The organism is Ruegeria sp. C11 (assembly GCF_056537725.1).
In genome coordinates this window covers 80,872-98,995 of sequence record NZ_JBQFSB010000002.1, presented here as the reverse complement: position 1 = coordinate 98,995, position 18,124 = coordinate 80,872, and the positions used below count along the sequence as shown (strand labels likewise).

The window sequence follows — 18,124 nt, the reverse complement described above, 5'->3', positions numbered from 1 at the left end:
TTTTATAACCCACGCCTGCATGTACAAAGCGACAAGTTGCGGCGGGGGGCTTTCCCTTGGGTGAAATCCATGTAATAGGGTCACCGCCAAACGGGCTTTTGCATGGGGTTAGCAGATGCAGATTCGTGAGGCACTTACCTTTGACGACGTATTATTGGTTCCGGGCAGTTCTTCTGTCCTGCCATCTATGGCGAATACGTCCACGCGCGTGACGCGCGAGATCACCATGAATATTCCGCTTCTGAGTTCGGCCATGGATACCGTGACCGAGGCTCGCATGGCTATCGCAATGGCGCAGGCCGGTGGAATCGGTGTCATTCACAAGAACCTGTCCGTCGAGGAACAGGCCCGTGAGGTTCGGCGGGTTAAGCGTTTCGAATCGGGTATCGTTTATAACCCCGTGACACTGCGCGCTGATCAGACTTTGGCGGACGCCAAGGCTTTGGTGCAGCGCTATAACTTCACTGGTTTCCCCGTCGTGGATGATGCCGGACGCGTTGTTGGCATCGTGACCAACCGGGATATGCGGTTTGCAACGTCCGATGACACTCCGATCCGGGTGATGATGACATCCGACAATCTGGCGATGCTGCAAGAGCCTGCGGACCTAGAAGAGGCGAAAAGCCTGATGAAGGCACGCCGGATCGAAAAACTTCTGGTCGTTGATGGCGGGGGCAAGCTGACCGGATTGCTGACCCTAAAAGACACGGAACAGGCCGTTCTGAACCCCACAGCCTGCAAGGATAGCCTGGGCCGGTTGCGTGTGGCTGCTGCAACATCGGTTGGAGACTCGGGTTTTGAGCGATCCGAGCAACTGGTTGACTCCGGCGTGGATATTATTGTGGTCGACACCGCGCACGGGCATTCGCAGGGCGTTCTGGACGCTGTGAAGCGGGCCAAGACTTTGTCGAACGAAGTTCAGATCATTGCGGGCAATGTCGCTACATCTGAGGCAACCAAAGCCCTGATCGATGCGGGTGCGGACGCAATAAAGGTTGGCATCGGCCCCGGATCGATCTGTACCACACGCATGGTCGCGGGCGTTGGTGTTCCGCAGCTGACTGCGGTTCTGGATTGCGCATCCGCCGCCGGAGACGTGCCCGTAATTGCAGATGGCGGGATCAAGTTTTCGGGCGATTTCGCCAAGGCAATTGCTGCCGGGGCATCCTGTGCAATGGTGGGGTCCATGATTGCGGGCACGGACGAATCTCCGGGTGAGGTTATTCTCTATCAGGGGCGTTCCTTTAAATCGTATCGCGGTATGGGAAGCCTGGGCGCTATGGCGCGCGGTTCGGCCGACCGCTATTTTCAGAAGGACGCAGCAAGCGACAAGCTGGTTCCCGAAGGGATTGAAGGCCAGGTGCCTTACAAGGGATCGGCAAGCGCCGTGATCCATCAACTTGTGGGCGGGCTGCGCGCAGCGATGGGCTACACCGGGTGTGCCACCGTCGAAGAAATGCGGAGAAACTGCCAGTTCGTGAAAATCACCGGGGCTGGATTGAAGGAAAGCCACGTGCACGACGTTCAGATCACAAGGGAGAGCCCGAATTATAGGCTTGCATAAACAATGGCTTATGCTTGATTCCTTAACGGAATTGCATCAGTGAAACGTTTCATCGTGCCACGGAATTCTCAGTTTCACTGAAGCAAACCGAAGCAAATAAGCCAGCTCGTTGTTTCGCTTAAACTTGCTTGCGATCTGAATGCGGTTCGAAGAAGGCGCTAACCTTTTTAGGTGTGCATGCTCACTGCCTTAGTGGCCGTTTCGGAATGTAGGATGTTCAGGGCTGGATCCCGGGTTTTAAAGATCCCCAAGGGCGAGCCGTGGAATCCTTTACACGGGTGGTATCAACATGAAGATGGACGTTTGACATTGGATATTGAGTCACGATGACCCCGGCAGCACGCATAAGCGCCGCAATTGGCTTGATGGATCGCATTTTAAGCGGAGAACTTGCAGATCGTGCGCTGGCTGATTGGGGGCGCAAAAATCGGTATGCCGGGTCCAAGGACAGGGCCGCAATCGCAGATCTGGTGTATGATGTTCTCAGACGAAAGCGCAGCCTCGCATCGCGGGGAGGCGGTGATACCGGCAGGGCCCTTTTGCTTGGCTACGTCAGAGAAGCCGAACAGGACCCTGAAACGATTTTTGGTGCGGGTCCTTATGCTCCGTCCTCATTGACAGAGTCCGAACGCTTACCTGGTCGCTCACCACGGCCGGATGGCGGCGAAAGTGCGGATTTCCCAGAGTGGCTCTGGTCTCATCTTCAGGATTCACTTGGGGAAAAGACCCAAGCCGTCGCCGATGCCATGCGAAACAGGGCGCCGGTCCACCTTCGGGTCAATCTGTCCAAACTGAGCCGCGAGAGGGCAACGGCTGAACTTGCCGATGAGGGAATAACGGTACAGCCACATGTGCTGTCTCCCTCGGCTCTCGAAGTCACGGACGGGGCAAGGAAAGTAAGGAATTCGCAGGCATATTTGCAGGGAAAGATCGAACTGCAGGATGTCTCGTCGCAGGCTGTCGCCGACTTGGTGCCGCTTGAATCAGGTGAGACACTACTGGATTTTTGTGCCGGCGGGGGTGGTAAGGTTTTGGCTGTAGCCGGGCGTGTGGCCGGTGAATTCTATGCCCATGATGCGGATCCGGGCAGGTTGAAAGATTTGCCAAAACGCGCGTCTCGTGCAGGCGTTGCCGTGTCTCTGGTTTCGTTGCCGGAGTTGGAGAAACAACCATCGTTCGATTCAGTTCTCATTGACGTACCTTGCTCGGGTACCGGCTCGTGGCGCAGGGATCCGCAGGGAAAATGGTTGCTTACCCCGGATAAGCTACGTCAGACATTGAACACGCAAAAAGAAATTCTTAGTCAGGCTAGTCGACTTATTAAGCCAAAAGGGCATCTGGTTTATGCGACCTGTTCCTTGCTGGATTGTGAGAATGGCCAACAGATCAGTGAATTTGTAAAGTTAAATTACAATTTTTCACTGGTGAGCGAAAGGCGATTTACTCCGCTGGATGGCGGGGATGGGTTCTACTGCGCTGTTCTTCGCAAAGTTCAATGAGTAGTGGCAGGAAATCCCTCCTTCCTGGCGCTCGTGAGTGACAACCAGAACGCCCTTTTAAGGGCAATCCAGTAAAACCGTTCGACGAGTTCCAAGGCGGGGGGTTAGCAATACCCGCTAGGCCATGCGGGAGATGATGATTTTATGGCTCGCTCAGAGCGAAATTGGATGTGGTAACACAACTAGGAGTGGCGTGTCGCTAACCTGAGGCGTTAATAGTGGGTTAACTGTTGGCGGGCGAACAATCGTTCGCCAGAATTAGTCGAGTCGCCCATGCCCGCTCCAACCGCGTTTTCGCACCACGAATTTCGATACCTGCTATCCGGCAGCTTTCGCGGTGTCTTGTTGTTGCTTATCGGCATAGCCTTGGTGGCGGTTTTGTTGTTTGGCGAATTGCCTGAATCCGTTGACCAATTGCTGGTTGTTTTGGGATTGTCATCCCTTTTTACCGCCACGTTGATGTTTTGCAAAAAACAGGTCTCGAAGTTGGCACGCGCCAACACTTTAGATGTACTGAAATCTCTTTCCGAACAAGACACTACTCCGACCTTTGTGACGAACCTCCAAGGCTGTGTTCAATTCGCGAATGCACAGGCCCGGCAATGCAGTGGTGTTATTGATGGGAAAAGGCTGGATGATTGCCTGCAATCGGTTTTTGCGAACCCTTCAGCCATTTTGTTTCGGTTGCAGTCGACCGCACTGATACAGGGCCGCGCACAGGAAGATGTCGTGACCAAAGCCGGAACCGTACCGGTGACCGCACACGTGGTTGGCAGAGGACTAATCCTATGGCGTGTGGCGACAGGTACAGATAATCGAAATGAAAGCAGTTTGTTGCCCATTCTGACCATTGGTCGTGACGATGTCATTTTGGGTGTGAACGCGGCTGCCCGGGATTTGATTGACTGCGGCGTTGGGCCTCTGGATCAAGTGTTTACCGAACTTCCAGCCCGTCATGGTGAAATCACTCGCATCAGAACCCCGCAAGGGACCGTTCCTATCGTGGCATCGGATATTCGCGTATCGGGCGTGTGCCGTGAGATGGTATTGCTTCCGTTGAAGCAGTTGAAGGATGATCAGGACAGCACCACGTTTGCAGAACTCCCGATACCGGTCATGCGTCTTTCGCCGGATGGAGACATTCTCGAAGCGAACCGGCTTGCCAGGCAGTTGATTGGTGGCACTATTCCAAGCAACGCCAACATCGAACAGATTATGCAGGGCCTTGGACGCCCGCTTCGAAGCTGGCTCAGAGAGACGGCAGAGAAGAATACCGTGCCACATTCCGAATTCCTTCGGCTGACGCGCAAGGATAAAGAACTGTTCCTGCAAGTGACGCTGACGCGGATTATTCGGAACGGGGACGTGAATCTGATTGCGGTTCTCAATGACGCAACCGAACTCAAATCACTTGAGGCACAGTTTGTTCAAAGCCAGAAGATGCAGGCTGTTGGGCAACTGGCAGGCGGAGTCGCGCATGATTTCAACAATCTTCTGACTGCGATTTCTGGCCATTGCGATCTTCTCTTGCTGCGTCACGATCAGAATGATCCGAACTACGCCGATTTGATTCAAATAAACCAGAACGCGAACCGTGCAGCGGCGCTTGTTGGACAGCTTTTGGCGTTTTCGCGGAAACAGACACTTCAGCCCGAGGTGCTGGATCTGCGGGATACGATTTCTGATCTGGTTCACTTACTCAATCGTCTGGTCGGAGAGAAAATCACCCTGACACTAAGCCACGATCCGGTTCTCAGGCCGGTTCGCGCTGACAAGCGGCAGCTGGAGCAGGTATTGATGAATCTGGTCGTGAATGCGCGTGATGCAATGCCTCAGGGCGGTGAGATTCGTATTGAATCCGATGTCGTGCGACTGGAACAGCCGATGCAGCGTGACCGTGCTACGTTGCCCGTGGGTGAGTACGTCACGGTCAAAGTGACGGATGAAGGTATCGGAATCCCGCCGGGGAAGCTGCAGAAGGTTTTTGAGCCGTTCTATACCACCAAGCGAACAGGAGAGGGGACCGGCCTGGGATTGTCCACGGCGTACGGGATCGTCAAACAGACCGGCGGCTTTATCTTTGTCGACAGTATCGAGGGCAAGGGATCAGTATTTACGCTTTTCCTGCCCGCCTGTGTGGAGAAACTGAATTTGCCCGAAGCCCCTCAATCCACTCAACCGAGCCTGGGAATGGTGCAGGGAGAAGGAGTTGTTTTGCTGGTCGAAGATGAAGCTCCGGTAAGGGCATTTGCATCACGTGCTCTCCGGCTGCGGGGGTACACGGTGCTTGAGGCTGACTCGGGAGAAGAAGCCCTTCGCCTTCTGGACGACAAGGACCTGTCCGTGGATGTCTTCGTAACCGATGTCGTAATGCCCGGGATGGATGGTCCAAGCTGGGTAAGAAAAGCCTTGGATGATCGCCCGCATGTTCGCGTGGTATTTATGTCAGGGTATACCGAAGGGGCTTTTGGCGACACTGGCCCGGATGTTCTGAATTCGGTATTTCTGCCGAAACCCTTTTCCCTCAACCAGTTAACCGAAACTGTTTATCAACAGCTGCAATAAGGCGGGTGTGTAATCTAATACTGCCAAGTTTTTTGCTTTGAACCTGATGCCATTATTGGGCGGACCGGTGTAATTCGAAATCATCCTGAAACTTTGTACGAAAACACCCTTCTGTTTCCGAAGACAAAGACAGAGGCATTTTCGGAGAGACGTTTTCCCGCTTTAGGGAGATTTTTGTTTCCAACCGTGATTCCAAAAATGCAAGGATCTTATCCTGATGCTCGTACTTGAAGACGTGCGTAGCACCTGCACCGTTAGTACGGGTCAGAAAGAATCGGCTTTGGCTCCCCACGTCTGCAAAGGCCGGACGATTGGAGTTCATGTAGGCGCAGACAAATTCCTCAAAGCTTAGATGCTCTGTCGAGGTTGGGCTGCCCGAAAGGGAGGCGCGGCGGCGATACCGATACCAGCTTCCCAGCCAATCTATGGGTTCACGGACGACGGCCATGATTTCCATTTCAGTGTCGAACAGCTTTTGAAACATGTTCTGAAAAAACCTGTCGTATCGGCGAACGGGCGCGTGTTTTAGCTCCGGAGGTCCTGATACCACAATATCGGCCCGGTTTCTCAGCGCCATTTGATAGGCAGTGCTTCCCGTCTTGGGTACCGACAGAAGGGCTAATCGTTCCTTATAGAAAACAAGCATTTATGCAAATCTCTCAGGGGAATTCCATAAATCCAGATTGCCGTAAACTTCTCTTTAATACAATTGGCAAACAGTTGAATCTGAAAGTTTGAGTTGAAATGTTCTCTTTTTGATCCCATAAGGAACAAGGGGTGAACAAAGCAGCGATTGCCGCCCGGACGAGGGTGTGACAAAAGGAAAGCAACAGGACAATGGCGGATCTTCTGACGATGAGCGACAAGAAAAACGCAGACAAGCAAAAGGCGCTCGACAGCGCGTTGGCCCAAATTGAGCGGCAGTTTGGCAAGGGCTCAATCATGAAGCTGGGCGGTGATAACGTCCTGGCCGAGATTGAAGCCAGTTCGACGGGTTCGCTTGGACTGGATATTGCGCTTGGGATCGGCGGTTTGCCGATGGGGCGCATTGTGGAAATCTATGGTCCGGAAAGCTCGGGCAAGACCACCTTGACCCTGCATTGCATCGCGGAACAGCAAAAGCGCGGGGGCGTTTGCGCATTTGTGGACGCAGAACATGCGCTTGATCCGCAGTATGCCCGAAAGCTAGGTGTTGATCTTGATGAGCTTTTGATTTCACAGCCTGACACCGGGGAGCAGGCGCTTGAAATCACGGACACGCTGGTGCGTTCCGGTGCTGTGAATATGGTTGTGGTCGACTCGGTTGCGGCCCTGACACCCAAATCCGAGTTGGAAGGCGACATGGGCGACAGCAATGTCGGCGTGCAGGCCCGCCTGATGAGCCAGGCAATGCGGAAACTGACCGGTTCGATCAGCCGGTCCAATTGCATGGTGATCTTCATCAACCAGATTCGTATGAAAATCGGCGTGATGTTCGGCAGTCCGGAAACAACGACCGGCGGCAATGCGCTGAAGTTCTACAGCTCGGTTCGCCTGGATATCCGCCGTATCGGTGCGATCAAGGACCGGGACGAGGTTGTGGGCAACCAGACCCGCGTAAAGGTGGTCAAGAACAAGGTGGCCCCGCCGTTCAAGCAGGTAGAATTCGACATCATGTATGGGGAAGGCATCTCGAAGATGGGAGAGTTGCTGGATCTGGGCGTCAAGGCCGGTGTGGTCGAGAAATCGGGTTCGTGGTTCAGCTATGGCGACGAGAGGATCGGGCAGGGGCGCGAGAATGCCAAGCAATACCTGCGTGACAACAGCCGTATCGCACTGGATATCGAAGATAAGATACGCGCTGCACATGGGTTGGATTTCGACATGCCACCGGGCGCGGAAGAGGATGATATCCTCGAAGCCTGAAGAGTGCTGATGGCAACAGAAGAAAATCACCGGCCCCTTTATGGGGGCGAGAATACTCGGAACAGGGCGGTCCATCGGGCCGCCTTGTTTCGTTCTGCTGCTGCAATCCTGTGGACTATCTGCAGGGACAGGGATAAACCTTCGCGGAACAATTTGATTGCGCGCTGAGAGAACCTTATGCCCACGCTGAACGACATCCGATCAACCTTTCTGAACTATTTTGCGAAACAGGGTCACGAAGTGGTCGCGTCGAGCCCGTTGGTTCCGCGCAACGATCCCACCCTGATGTTTGTCAACTCGGGCATGGTGCAGTTCAAAAACCTGTTCACCGGGGTCGAAACCCGCGACTACAACCGCGCAACCACATCCCAGAAGTGCGTGCGGGCGGGCGGTAAGCATAACGATCTGGACAATGTGGGCTACACCGCCCGACACCATACGTTCTTTGAAATGCTGGGAAATTTCTCCTTTGGCGATTACTTCAAACCCGAAGCGATCCCATTTGCCTGGGAACTGATCACCAAAGAATTCGGGATTGATAAGAACCGGTTACTGACAACTGTTTATCACACCGATGACGAGGCGTTCGAAATCTGGAAAAAGGTCGGTGTTCCTGAAGACCGGATTATCCGCATCGCTACGAATGACAATTTCTGGCAAATGGGGCCGACGGGCCCCTGCGGACCCTGCACTGAAATTTTCTATGACCACGGTGATCATATCTGGGGCGGCCCTCCGGGATCGGCGGAAGAAGACGGCGATCGTTTCATCGAAATCTGGAACATCGTTTTCATGCAAAACGAGCAGTTCGAAGACGGTTCGATGGTCGAACTCGACATGCAATCCATCGACACGGGAATGGGTCTCGAGCGGATTGGTGCGTTGCTGCAGGGCAGTCACGACAACTACGACACAGACCTGTTCAAGACTTTGATAGAGGCATCTGCGGACGCAACGAATGTCGATCCCTACGGAGATCAGAACGTGCATCACCGCGTGATCGCCGACCATCTGCGATCAACATCCTTTTTGATTGCTGACGGTGTCATGCCATCGAATGACGGTCGTGGATACGTTCTGCGGCGGATCATGCGCCGGGCTATGCGCCATGCGCACCTGTTGGGCGCAAAAGATCCGGTCATGCATCGGCTTGTTCCGACCTTGGTTCAGCTCATGGGGGCGCAGTACGCGGAACTTGGACAGGCACAGGCGTTGATTGAAGAGACCTTGTTGCTCGAGGAAACGCGGTTCAAACAGACGCTGGACCGTGGTCTCAAGCTGCTGGACGATGAAGTAACGAACCTTGCAGAAGATGAGCCTTTGCCAGGTGAGGCCGCGTTCAAACTTTATGACACTTACGGGTTTCCTCTGGACCTGACGCAGGATGCATTGCGTGAAAAAGGGCTCAGCGTAGATACCGACGGCTTTGATGCCGCAATGGCAGAACAGAAAGCCAAGGCGAGGGCCGCTTGGGCCGGCTCAGGAGAGGCCGCTGATCTGGCGGTTTGGTTCGACGTATTGGACACTGTCGGCGCGACCGATTTTCTTGGCTACGACACCGAAATGGCCGAAGGTCAGGTCGGTGCACTGGTCGTTGACGGCGCAATGGTCGATGAAATTGAACAGGGCGGAACGGGTTGGGTCATCGTTAATCAGACCCCGTTTTATGGCGAGGCCGGTGGTCAGGTTGGTGACACCGGTGAAATGCGCCGGTTGGATAACCGTGATGATGTTGCCAAAATTGAGGACACCAGAAAGTTCGCGGACGGAAAGGTGTATGCACACAGAGTGACGGTTGCGCATGGGACGATTGCAAAAGGCGACGCGGTAGAGCTTGCGGTTGACCACGGACGCCGGACGGCCATTCGCGCAAACCACTCAGCAACTCACTTGCTGCACGAGGCGCTTCGCGAAACATTGGGCAATCACGTCGCTCAGCGTGGATCATTGAACGACTCTGACCGTTTGCGTTTCGATTTCAGCCACGCAAAGGCGCTGACCGCCGAGGAACTGACGCGCGTCGCCTCGGACGTGAATCAGTTTATCAGGCAGAATTCCACGGTAGAAACTCGGATCATGACACCGGACGACGCGCGCGCCATGGGCGCGCAGGCGCTGTTTGGTGAAAAATATGGGGACGAGGTGCGGGTCGTTTCGATGGGCCATGCGGAGACGGGCAAAGGCCAGGACGGCACGACGTACTCGATCGAACTTTGCGGCGGTACTCACGTGAAACAGACCGGAGATATCGGCACCTTCGTATTGCTTAGCGACAGTGCATCCTCGGCCGGTGTCAGACGGATCGAGGCTTTGACCGGTGCTGCCGCATTCGACCACCTTTCGCAGGAAGCTTCGCGGATGGCTGAGGTGACCGGGATGCTGAAGGCTCAGCCAACCGACGTTGTGGATCGCATCAAGTCTTTGATGGATGAGCGCCGTGCGCTTCAAAATGAGGTGGCTCAATTGCGGCGTGACCTTGCCATGGGCGGGGGAAATGGATCTTCGGCGGTAGAAGCGCGTGAGGTGAACGGCGTACCATTCCTGGCGCAATCCCTGAGCGGAGTGTCCGGTAAGGATCTGCCTGCATTGATCGATGAACATAAGGAACGTCTTGGTTCCGGAGCGGTTTTGTTGATTGCGGACACCGGGGGCAAAGCTGCAGTCGCGGCCGGTGTTACCAAGGATCTGACTGAAAAAGTGTCAGCGGTGGATCTGGTACGCGCCGCCGTTGCCGAACTGGGCGGAAAGGGCGGTGGAGGCCGTCCGGACATGGCTCAAGGTGGGGGCAAGGACGCTGCAAATGCAGACGCTGCGGTCAAAGCGGCAGAGCAGGTTTTGGGAGGATAAAATGGGTGCACTCTGGATCGCACATGTAACGGTCACTGATGCCGACGCTTACGGAAAATACGCCGAACTGGCTGGTCCGGCGATTGCCAAGCATGGCGGAGAATTCATCGCTCGCGGCGGGCGTTTCGTACAGTTGGAAGGAAAAGAGCGGCCACGAAATGTAGTGGCACGTTTTCCATCGGTAGAAGCGGCGGTCGAATGCTACAACTCTTCAGAATACCAAGAGGCGTTGAGCCACGCCCGCAATGCCTCTGAGCGCGAGTTGATGGTTGTAGAAACGATCGAGTGACGACAAGGAACCCGAATGCGGCGCGTAAACCGGGCCGCTGGGACTCCCTTTGCGTCAACAAGCTTGCCCGGTCGCTATACCCGACGTCCACACGCGCTGCAGAGGTTACGATCAGGGCTTCTGTGCGAATGCCGAGCAGGCATATCTTGGAAATCTGATCGTCGCTGAAGGTGGCACGGCATTGTGTCTTGGACGACACGGAGCGCACAACGAGCCTCCGTGTCACCGGACAGATGGTCGTCTTTCAGACGACCCTAATGTGAACATCAGTCCATACTGGATGCAAAGCTGACAAAAGTCTTTCCCAGCTATCGGTTTGCACCCAGTTCTTAATGTGGATTAAGGCCTAGGATACCTTTGACATCCGCTTTCTCTCATGCGGGTCAAGGTATCTTTTGCGAAGCCGGATCGAGTTCGGTGTCACCTCAACCAGTTCATCGTCGTCCACATACGCGATCGCTTCTTCCAGTGAAAACTGGACATGCGGGGTAAGTCGAACCGCGTCATCTGAACCCGAAGCGCGAACGTTAGTAAGTTTCTTGCCCTTCAGCGGGTTCACTTCCAGATCGTTGTCGCGGGAATGCTCGCCGATGATCATACCCTGATAAACGTCTGCCTGCGGACCAAGGAACATGCGCCCACGCTCTTCAAGGTTCCACAAGGCGTATGCAACAGCCTGACCATTTTCCATCGAAATCAGCACACCTGCACGACGTCCCGGGATGGCGCCCTTGTGAGGTGCCCAATCGTGGAAAACACGGTTCAGAACGCCCGTTCCGCGCGTATCGGTCAGGAATTCACCGTGGTACCCGATCAACCCACGCGACGGAACATGCGCGATGATCCGGGTTTTGCCCGCACCGGCTGGGCGCATCTCGGCCAGTTCCCCCTTGCGGGCACCAGTGATTTTTTCGATCACTGCACCCGAATATTCATCATCAACGTCGATGGTCACTTCTTCGACCGGCTCGAGGCGCTGGCCATCTTCCTCGCGGAACAACACCTGCGGGCGCGAAATGCTGAGTTCGAAACCCTCGCGGCGCATGTTCTCGATCAGGACGCCCATCTGGAGCTCGCCGCGACCGGCGACTTCGAATGCTTCACCGCTTGGCGTGTCGGTGATCCGGATGGCGACATTCGACTCGGCTTCTTTCATCAGACGGTCGCGGATCACACGGGACTGAACCTTTTTGCCGTCACGGCCCGCCAGAGGTGAATCGTTGATACCGAATGTCACGGTGATGGTCGGCGGGTCAATCGGTTGAGCGTGAAGAGCTTCATCAACCTGCGGATCAACGAGAGAATCGGCGACTGTTGCCTTGCTCATCCCGGCGATGGTGACGATGTCACCGGCTTCGGCCACGTCGATCGGTTGTTGGCTGAGACCGCGGAACGCCAGAATCTTGGTGGCCCGGAAATTCTCGATGACTGTGCCATCGCGTGACAGGGCCTTGAGATTGGCGCCAGCCTTCAGGGTGCCGCTTTCCACCCGGCCAGTCAGAATGCGACCGATGAAAGGATCACTGCCCAGTGTGGTTGCGAGCATCCGGAAGGGTTCATCCTTGCGTTCAATCTGTTTTGGGGCGGGGACGTGATCGACAATCAGATCAAACAATGCGGTCAAATCCTGACGAGGGCCATCCAGCTCCATGTCAGCCCAGCCGGATCGACCTGACGCGTACATTGCCGGGAAATCAAGCTGATCGTCATCGGCACCGAGATTGGCAAACAGATCAAAGCACTCGTCCAGTGCGCGATCCGGCTCAGCATCCGGTTTGTCCACTTTGTTCAGAACCACGATCGGACGCAGACCCAGAGCAAGCGCCTTGGATGTGACGAACTTGGTCTGCGGCATCGGACCTTCGGCAGCATCGACCAGAAGAACCACACCATCGACCATGTTCAGAATGCGCTCAACCTCACCACCGAAATCAGCGTGGCCGGGTGTGTCAACGATATTGATCCGCGTGCCTTTCCATTCGACCGACGTAGCCTTGGCCAGAATGGTAATGCCGCGTTCGCGCTCTAGATCGTTGCTGTCCATGGCACGCTCGGCCACGGCCTGGTTTTCCCGGAAAGCACCGGATTGTTTGAGCAGCTCATCCACCAGGGTCGTCTTGCCGTGGTCCACGTGAGCAATGATTGCGATGTTGCGCAGGTCCATGAGAGGTCAGCCTTTGAACGGGAAGTTGACGCGCGCATAGCGCGGCGCGACAAAAGATACCAGCCCTAACGCGAGATCAGTGGCCAGCAGTCTCGGAAAAAAGGTGAATGACCAATATACCGATCAAAATCAAACTAAGGCCAAAAATTGCGGGCCAGTCCAGCCGCTGGCCAAAAACGACAAATCCGATGATTGCGATCAGAAAGATTCCCAGACCCGACCAGATCGCATAGACGATGCCGACGGGCATGACCTTGAGCGTGAGTGCCATCAGGTAAAACGCTAAGCCGTATCCAACCACGACTAGAACCGAAGGCCAGAACCGGGTGAACTGCTGACTTGCCTGGAGGGCGCTCGTGCCGATTGTTTCGGCGACAACTGCAAATAGGAGGATCAGATAAGCCTTTGGCACAGGTGCAAGTCCTAACGTGGGAGAATTCGCGGAAACCTTGAGCACGAATTCCCGTCTGCGGGCAAGTCAAAACCTACTTGATCAGGTGCGTTCGACGCTACACCGGGCACGCTCTTTGGCTGGCTGAAGGTCAGGGAAACCCGACTATGATAATGACCCGAAGACGTGATAATGTATGCGTGTACTTGATGTTATTTTTAGTGAGTTCTCTTTCATGACGCGTTTTGCGATAACTATTATTATAGCTTCGGTACTTATCGTGGCGCTCGGGTGGCTTGCAGACGGGGGGTCCGTCGACATAGATGCAGCACAAAGTGTTGAGCGGTTTGAAGTTAATTTGGTTTGAGCGCCAACCGATAATGAAAAAGGGGTCTTCGGACCCCTTTTTCTTTGCAACTTGCAGAACCGGCGCCGAGGCAAACAGGTTTATTGCTTTTCGATGGATTTTGTCTTGGCGCGATGATCGGATAATTTTTTAATCAGAAATTGACGGGCTGTGCGTTCGGCCAGCCGTACACGTATCTCCGTCAGGAACGCTTCTTCCAGAGATTGAGAGGCCGCCGCAAGAACATCCCCGATCTCTACGAAAAGCCGATCATTCCCTGTCTCGTCCATGACCTTCATCGTGTCCTCGGCCAGTTTCCCGGCCAAGGTGTTGATGGTGTCAGACATCAGCGCGTGTTCTCCGTCAGTCGACGTTTTACATAGTCGGTAACGTCGGTGACCAAAGTGTCCATGTGTGGCTCCTGAAAGAAGTGATCGGCGCCCTCGACTTCGGTATGAGTGATCGTGATTCCCTTTTGCTCATGCAATTTGCTGACCAAAGAGGTCGTATCGGCCGGCGGAGCAACCCGGTCGGCCGAACCGTTGATGACCAAACCGGACGAAGGGCAGGGGGCCAGGAATGAAAAATCGTACATATTCGCCGGAGGGGACACGCTGATGAAGCCGGTGATTTCCGGACGGCGCATCAACAACTGCATTCCGATCCAGGCACCGAACGAAAATCCGGCAACCCAACAATGTTTGGAGTTGTTGTTCATTGACTGCAGATAATCCAGCGCCGACGCTGCATCGCTAAGCTCGCCAACACCCTGATCGTACTCGCCCTGACTGCGTCCAACACCGCGGAAATTGAACCGCAGAACTGTGAAGCCCATGTTGTAAAAGGCGTAGTGCAGGTTATAGACGACCTTGTTGTTCATTGTTCCGCCAAATTGCGGATGAGGATGCAGCACGATGGCGATCGGTGCGTCTTTTTCCTTTTGCGGGTGGTAACGGCCTTCCAGGCGGCCTTCGGGTCCGGGAAAAATCACCTCGGGCATGTGTGCTTTTGTCCTGTCTTATTTCGCTGGGTACCGGGATATTCTTGACGCTATCCGTCAGGCACCTTAGAACGGTTCTAATTATGTATGCATTGCGCAAGAGCGCTGTCAGTCGGAGATACGCACTGGTGGCGACGTCGTCAATGTTTTCGCGCAGTCAGGTTTGGGGGAATCGAAAATGAAGCTTTCGACCAAAGGTCGTTACGCGATGGTAGCGTTGGCTGATATTGCGCTTCAATCCAACGACGCCTTGGTTACACTTGGGGAAATTTCCGAAAGGCAGGATGTTTCACTTCCCTACCTCGAACAGCTGTTCGTCAAGCTGCGGCGGGCTGAATTGGTTACGTCCGTTCGGGGTCCTGGCGGTGGATATCGCCTTGCGCGCCCCGCGTCCGAGATTCGCGTGGTCGAAATTCTGGCCGCTGTCGATGAAACTGTTGACGCAATGCACAAGGGGGCCGGCGCGTCAGGTGCTTCCTCGGGCAGTCGCGCGCAGTCACTGACTAACCGTCTTTGGGAGAGCCTTAGCGCCCATGTCTATGTATTTCTGCACCAGACGCGACTGTCGGATGTAATCAAGAATGACCTGGCGCCATGTCCTGCCGTACCCAGTTTGTTTTCCGTAGTGGATGATTAAATTCCGCTAACGTGACTTTGGTCAATGCAACGAAATCAGACCCGCAAGAAAAGATGCATCCATGAAACGCGTTTATCTTGACTACAACGCCACCGCCCCATTGCGGTCCGAGGCTCGGGACGCAATGGTCGCGGCGATGGACGTTGTCGGAAACCCTTCTTCAGTTCATGCGGAAGGGCGGGCCGCAAAGTCATTGGTTGAGAAAGCGCGGGCACAAGTGGCTGATGCTGTCGGGTGCAAACCCCAAGAGGTCATCTTTACATCCGGCGCGACCGAGGCGGCCCGCGTACTGATGAACAGGCCCGATACCTGTGATGTATTTGTAGACAGCACGGCACATGACGCGCTTTGGTCGCATCTGGATCTTTCGAATGTAGCCGAGCGTCCGGTCGGTCCGGGTCACACTCTGGCAATGGGACTGGCGAATTCAGAAACAGGAATTGTGAGTTTGCCGCCTGAAAAGGTGGATGGTCAGTGGCCATACGGTCAAAGGCTGGCTGATTGGCTGTTACTGGATGTAACTCAGGCCATTGGTCGAATTCCGTTCTCGTTCGCGTGGAGCGGTGCCGATATGGCAATTCTGTCTGCTCACAAAATTGGCGGGCCCAAGGGCGTGGGGGCATTGATCCTCCGGCAGGGGTTGGATATCGAGCCGCTGGCGACTGGCGGTGGTCAGGAAATGGGGCGCCGCTCGGGAACGGAAAACATCGTTGGAATTGCCGGGTTTGGGGCGGCGATTGAGGCGGCTGTACGTGAACTTTCGGATGGTTCGTGGAATAGGGTCGAAAAACTTAGAAACATTCTAGAATCATGTCTTGTGGAATCCGTAAAAGAAACTATTTTTGTCGGGAACAAAGAACGTCGGCTTCCAAATACGTCATGCATGATCACGCCTGGTTGGAAGGGTGAAACCCAGGTGATGGCAATGGATTTGGCGGGCTTCGCCATTTCAGCCGGATCTGCCTGTTCCAGCGGCAAGGTGAAATCCAGCAGGGTCCTGGCGGCGATGGGGTTTGACGAATCCGAAGCGGCGAGTGCCATCCGTGTCTCGCTTGGGCCGGAAACGACGGAAGATGAAATCATGCGCTTCGCCGATGCCTGGCTGAAGCAGCGGGAAAAATACCGCGCCCGGACGGCGTGAGAATACGAGGAGAAGGCCATGGCGGCTTTGGACCAGACACAGGTCAAAGAAGGTGTCGATCAGGAAACCGTGGATGCGGTGCGCGAGGTCGGAACCTATAAGTATGGCTGGGAAACCGACATTGAGATGGAATATGCGCCCAAAGGCGTAAATCCGGACATCGTGCGGTTGATCTCGGAAAAGAATGACGAGCCCGAATGGATGACCGAATGGCGTCTGGCGGCGTTCGACCGCTGGTCCCAGATCGAAGAGCCGAACTGGGCTATGGTCAGCTACCCCAAGATCGATTTTCAGGACCAGTATTATTATGCCCGTCCCAAATCGATGGAGGAAAAGCCGAAATCGTTGGATGAGGTCGATCCAAAGCTGCTTGCCACATACGAAAAGCTTGGCATCCCTTTGAAAGAGCAAATGATTCTGGCTGGTGTCGAAGGCGCTGAAGACGCTCCCGCCGAGGGCCGCAAGGTTGCCGTAGACGCGGTGTTCGACTCGGTCTCGGTCGGAACGACGTTCCAGGCCGAACTGAAAAAGGCCGGCGTGATCTTCTGTTCGATTTCCGAGGCCATCCGTGAGCATCCGGAGCTGGTGAAGAAATACCTCGGTTCGGTCGTGCCGGTTTCCGATAACTTCTACGCCACGCTGAATAGCGCCGTGTTCTCGGACGGATCTTTTGTGTATGTGCCGCCGGGCGTGCGCTGCCCGATGGAGCTGAGCACGTACTTCCGCATCAATGCGGAAAACACCGGTCAGTTCGAACGCACTTTGATCATTGCCGACAAAGGCTCGTATGTGTCGTACCTCGAAGGCTGCACCGCACCTCAGCGTGATACGGCTCAACTGCATGCTGCGGTAGTTGAGATCATTATCGAGGAAGATGCCGAGGTCAAATATTCGACCGTTCAGAACTGGTACCCGGGTGATGAGAACGGCAGGGGCGGAATTTATAACTTCGTCACCAAACGCGCGGATTGCCGTGGCGATCGGTCCAAGGTGATGTGGACACAGGTTGAAACGGGGTCAGCAGTCACATGGAAGTACCCTTCCTGCATCTTGCGCGGTGACGACAGCCAGGGCGAATTCTATTCGATCGCGATCACAAACAATTACCAACAGGCCGATACCGGAACCAAGATGGTGCATTTGGGTAAAAACACCAAATCGCGCATCGTTTCCAAGGGCATCAGTGCTGGTAAGGCACAGAATACCTATCGCGGGTTGGTCGCAATGCACCCAAAGGCAAAAAACTCGCGCAACTATACCCAATGTGACTCATTGCTGATTGGCGACAAGTGTGGCGCCCATACTGTGCCGTATATTGAGGTTCGCAATAACTCCTCACGCTGCGAGCATGAGGCGACGACCTCTAAGGTGGATGAAGATCAGCTTTTTTATTGCCGCCAACGCGGCATGGACGAGGAAGAAGCGGTTGCGTTGGTGGTGAACGGGTTCTGCAAGGATGTATTGCAGGCTCTGCCCATGGAGTTCGCCATGGAGGCGCAGCAACTAGTTGCCATCTCGCTTGAAGGATCGGTTGGCTGATGACACGCAATTCCCGGAACCGGGTTCGACGGGATGACGTTTTGACCGCCCTCGGATATGCGTTGCCGGTTTTGGGCGGCCTGTTGGGGGTAGTGTACGTAAACATCAACCCCAAGGAATTCCTGAATCCCGTGTGGGCAGTAGGCGGCGGCGCAATCCTCGGCTGGGGCTGTTCTCTGATAATCCGAAAGCTTCTGAGGGAATGAATGAAATGTCCTGTGGCTCTGGGTGATGAAC

General features: G+C 54.8%; 14 protein-coding genes. 9 read left to right on the top strand and 5 right to left on the bottom strand.

What is annotated here, in order from left to right; genetic code table 11:
* Window positions 1-115: 115 nt before the first annotated feature.
* The 3 genes from guaB to ACR0NA_RS03770 all read left to right on the top strand — a co-directional run bounded on the left by guaB (window position 116) and on the right by ACR0NA_RS03770 (window position 5,628).
* A complete protein-coding gene (gene guaB / locus ACR0NA_RS03780) occupies window positions 116-1,564 on the top strand; it encodes an IMP dehydrogenase (protein WP_480449476.1) in 1,449 nt (482 codons plus the stop codon).
* Between the two features lie 470 nt (window positions 1,565-2,034).
* Complete coding sequence (locus tag ACR0NA_RS03775; protein WP_480726175.1) at window positions 2,035-3,063, top strand: RsmB/NOP family class I SAM-dependent RNA methyltransferase; 1,029 nt, start codon at window positions 2,035-2,037, stop codon at window positions 3,061-3,063.
* A gap of 273 nt (window positions 3,064-3,336) precedes the next feature.
* Entirely contained in the window at window positions 3,337-5,628 is a 2,292-nt protein-coding gene (locus ACR0NA_RS03770) for an ATP-binding protein (protein WP_480726173.1), read from the top strand.
* A 52-nt stretch (window positions 5,629-5,680) separates the two neighbouring features.
* Here the strand turns inward: ACR0NA_RS03770 and ACR0NA_RS03765 are convergent, their stop codons facing one another.
* Window positions 5,681-6,274, bottom strand: a complete 594-nt coding sequence (locus ACR0NA_RS03765) for a gamma-glutamyl kinase (RefSeq protein ID WP_480726170.1) — start codon at window positions 6,272-6,274, stop codon at window positions 5,681-5,683.
* Window positions 6,275-6,465: 191 nt separating this feature from the next.
* On the opposite strand from ACR0NA_RS03765, the gene recA reads away from it, so the two are divergent.
* From recA to ACR0NA_RS03750, 3 genes are all read left to right on the top strand, one after another.
* Window positions 6,466-7,533, top strand: coding sequence for a recombinase RecA (gene recA, locus ACR0NA_RS03760; protein WP_170655639.1), 1,068 nt, complete (start codon window positions 6,466-6,468; stop codon window positions 7,531-7,533).
* Window positions 7,534-7,710: 177 nt separating this feature from the next.
* Complete coding sequence (alaS, locus tag ACR0NA_RS03755; protein ID WP_480726168.1) at window positions 7,711-10,380, top strand: alanine--tRNA ligase; 2,670 nt, start codon at window positions 7,711-7,713, stop codon at window positions 10,378-10,380.
* A gap of 1 nt (window position 10,381) precedes the next feature.
* Window positions 10,382-10,669: a DUF1330 domain-containing protein gene (locus ACR0NA_RS03750; protein ID WP_480726166.1), complete on the top strand. Its 288-nt coding sequence runs from the start codon at window positions 10,382-10,384 to the stop codon at window positions 10,667-10,669.
* A 346-nt stretch (window positions 10,670-11,015) separates the two neighbouring features.
* Here ACR0NA_RS03750 and typA read toward each other — a convergent pair whose 3' ends face one another.
* The 4 genes from typA to ACR0NA_RS03730 all read right to left on the bottom strand — a co-directional run bounded on the left by typA (window position 11,016) and on the right by ACR0NA_RS03730 (window position 14,570).
* Window positions 11,016-12,833 carry a translational GTPase TypA gene (typA, locus tag ACR0NA_RS03745; protein WP_170655633.1) on the bottom strand — a complete coding sequence of 606 codons (1,818 nt, stop codon included), beginning with the start codon at window positions 12,831-12,833 and terminating at the stop codon, window positions 11,016-11,018.
* Between the two features lie 76 nt (window positions 12,834-12,909).
* Window positions 12,910-13,245: a DMT family transporter gene (locus ACR0NA_RS03740; protein ID WP_480726164.1), complete on the bottom strand. Its 336-nt coding sequence runs from the start codon at window positions 13,243-13,245 to the stop codon at window positions 12,910-12,912.
* 426 nt (window positions 13,246-13,671) lie between these two features.
* Entirely contained in the window at window positions 13,672-13,917 is a 246-nt protein-coding gene (locus tag ACR0NA_RS03735; RefSeq protein WP_170655629.1) for a hypothetical protein, read from the bottom strand.
* Window positions 13,917-14,570, bottom strand: coding sequence for an alpha/beta hydrolase (locus ACR0NA_RS03730; protein WP_170655627.1), 654 nt, complete (start codon window positions 14,568-14,570; stop codon window positions 13,917-13,919). Before ACR0NA_RS03730 ends, ACR0NA_RS03735 begins: the two co-directional genes overlap by 1 nt.
* A gap of 178 nt (window positions 14,571-14,748) precedes the next feature.
* Between ACR0NA_RS03730 and iscR the strand changes: the two genes are divergently transcribed.
* The 3 genes from iscR (at window position 14,749) to sufB (ending at window position 17,887) form a co-directional block, all read left to right on the top strand.
* Window positions 14,749-15,207 (top strand): Fe-S cluster assembly transcriptional regulator IscR, encoded by a 459-nt coding sequence (gene iscR, locus ACR0NA_RS03725; protein WP_480726161.1) that lies wholly within the window; start codon window positions 14,749-14,751, stop codon window positions 15,205-15,207.
* 61 nt (window positions 15,208-15,268) lie between these two features.
* Window positions 15,269-16,348, top strand: coding sequence for a cysteine desulfurase family protein (locus tag ACR0NA_RS03720; protein WP_480726159.1), 1,080 nt, complete (start codon window positions 15,269-15,271; stop codon window positions 16,346-16,348).
* A gap of 18 nt (window positions 16,349-16,366) precedes the next feature.
* Complete coding sequence (gene sufB / locus ACR0NA_RS03715) at window positions 16,367-17,887, top strand: Fe-S cluster assembly protein SufB (protein ID WP_170655621.1); 1,521 nt, start codon at window positions 16,367-16,369, stop codon at window positions 17,885-17,887.
* Window positions 17,888-18,124: the final 237 nt, after the last annotated feature.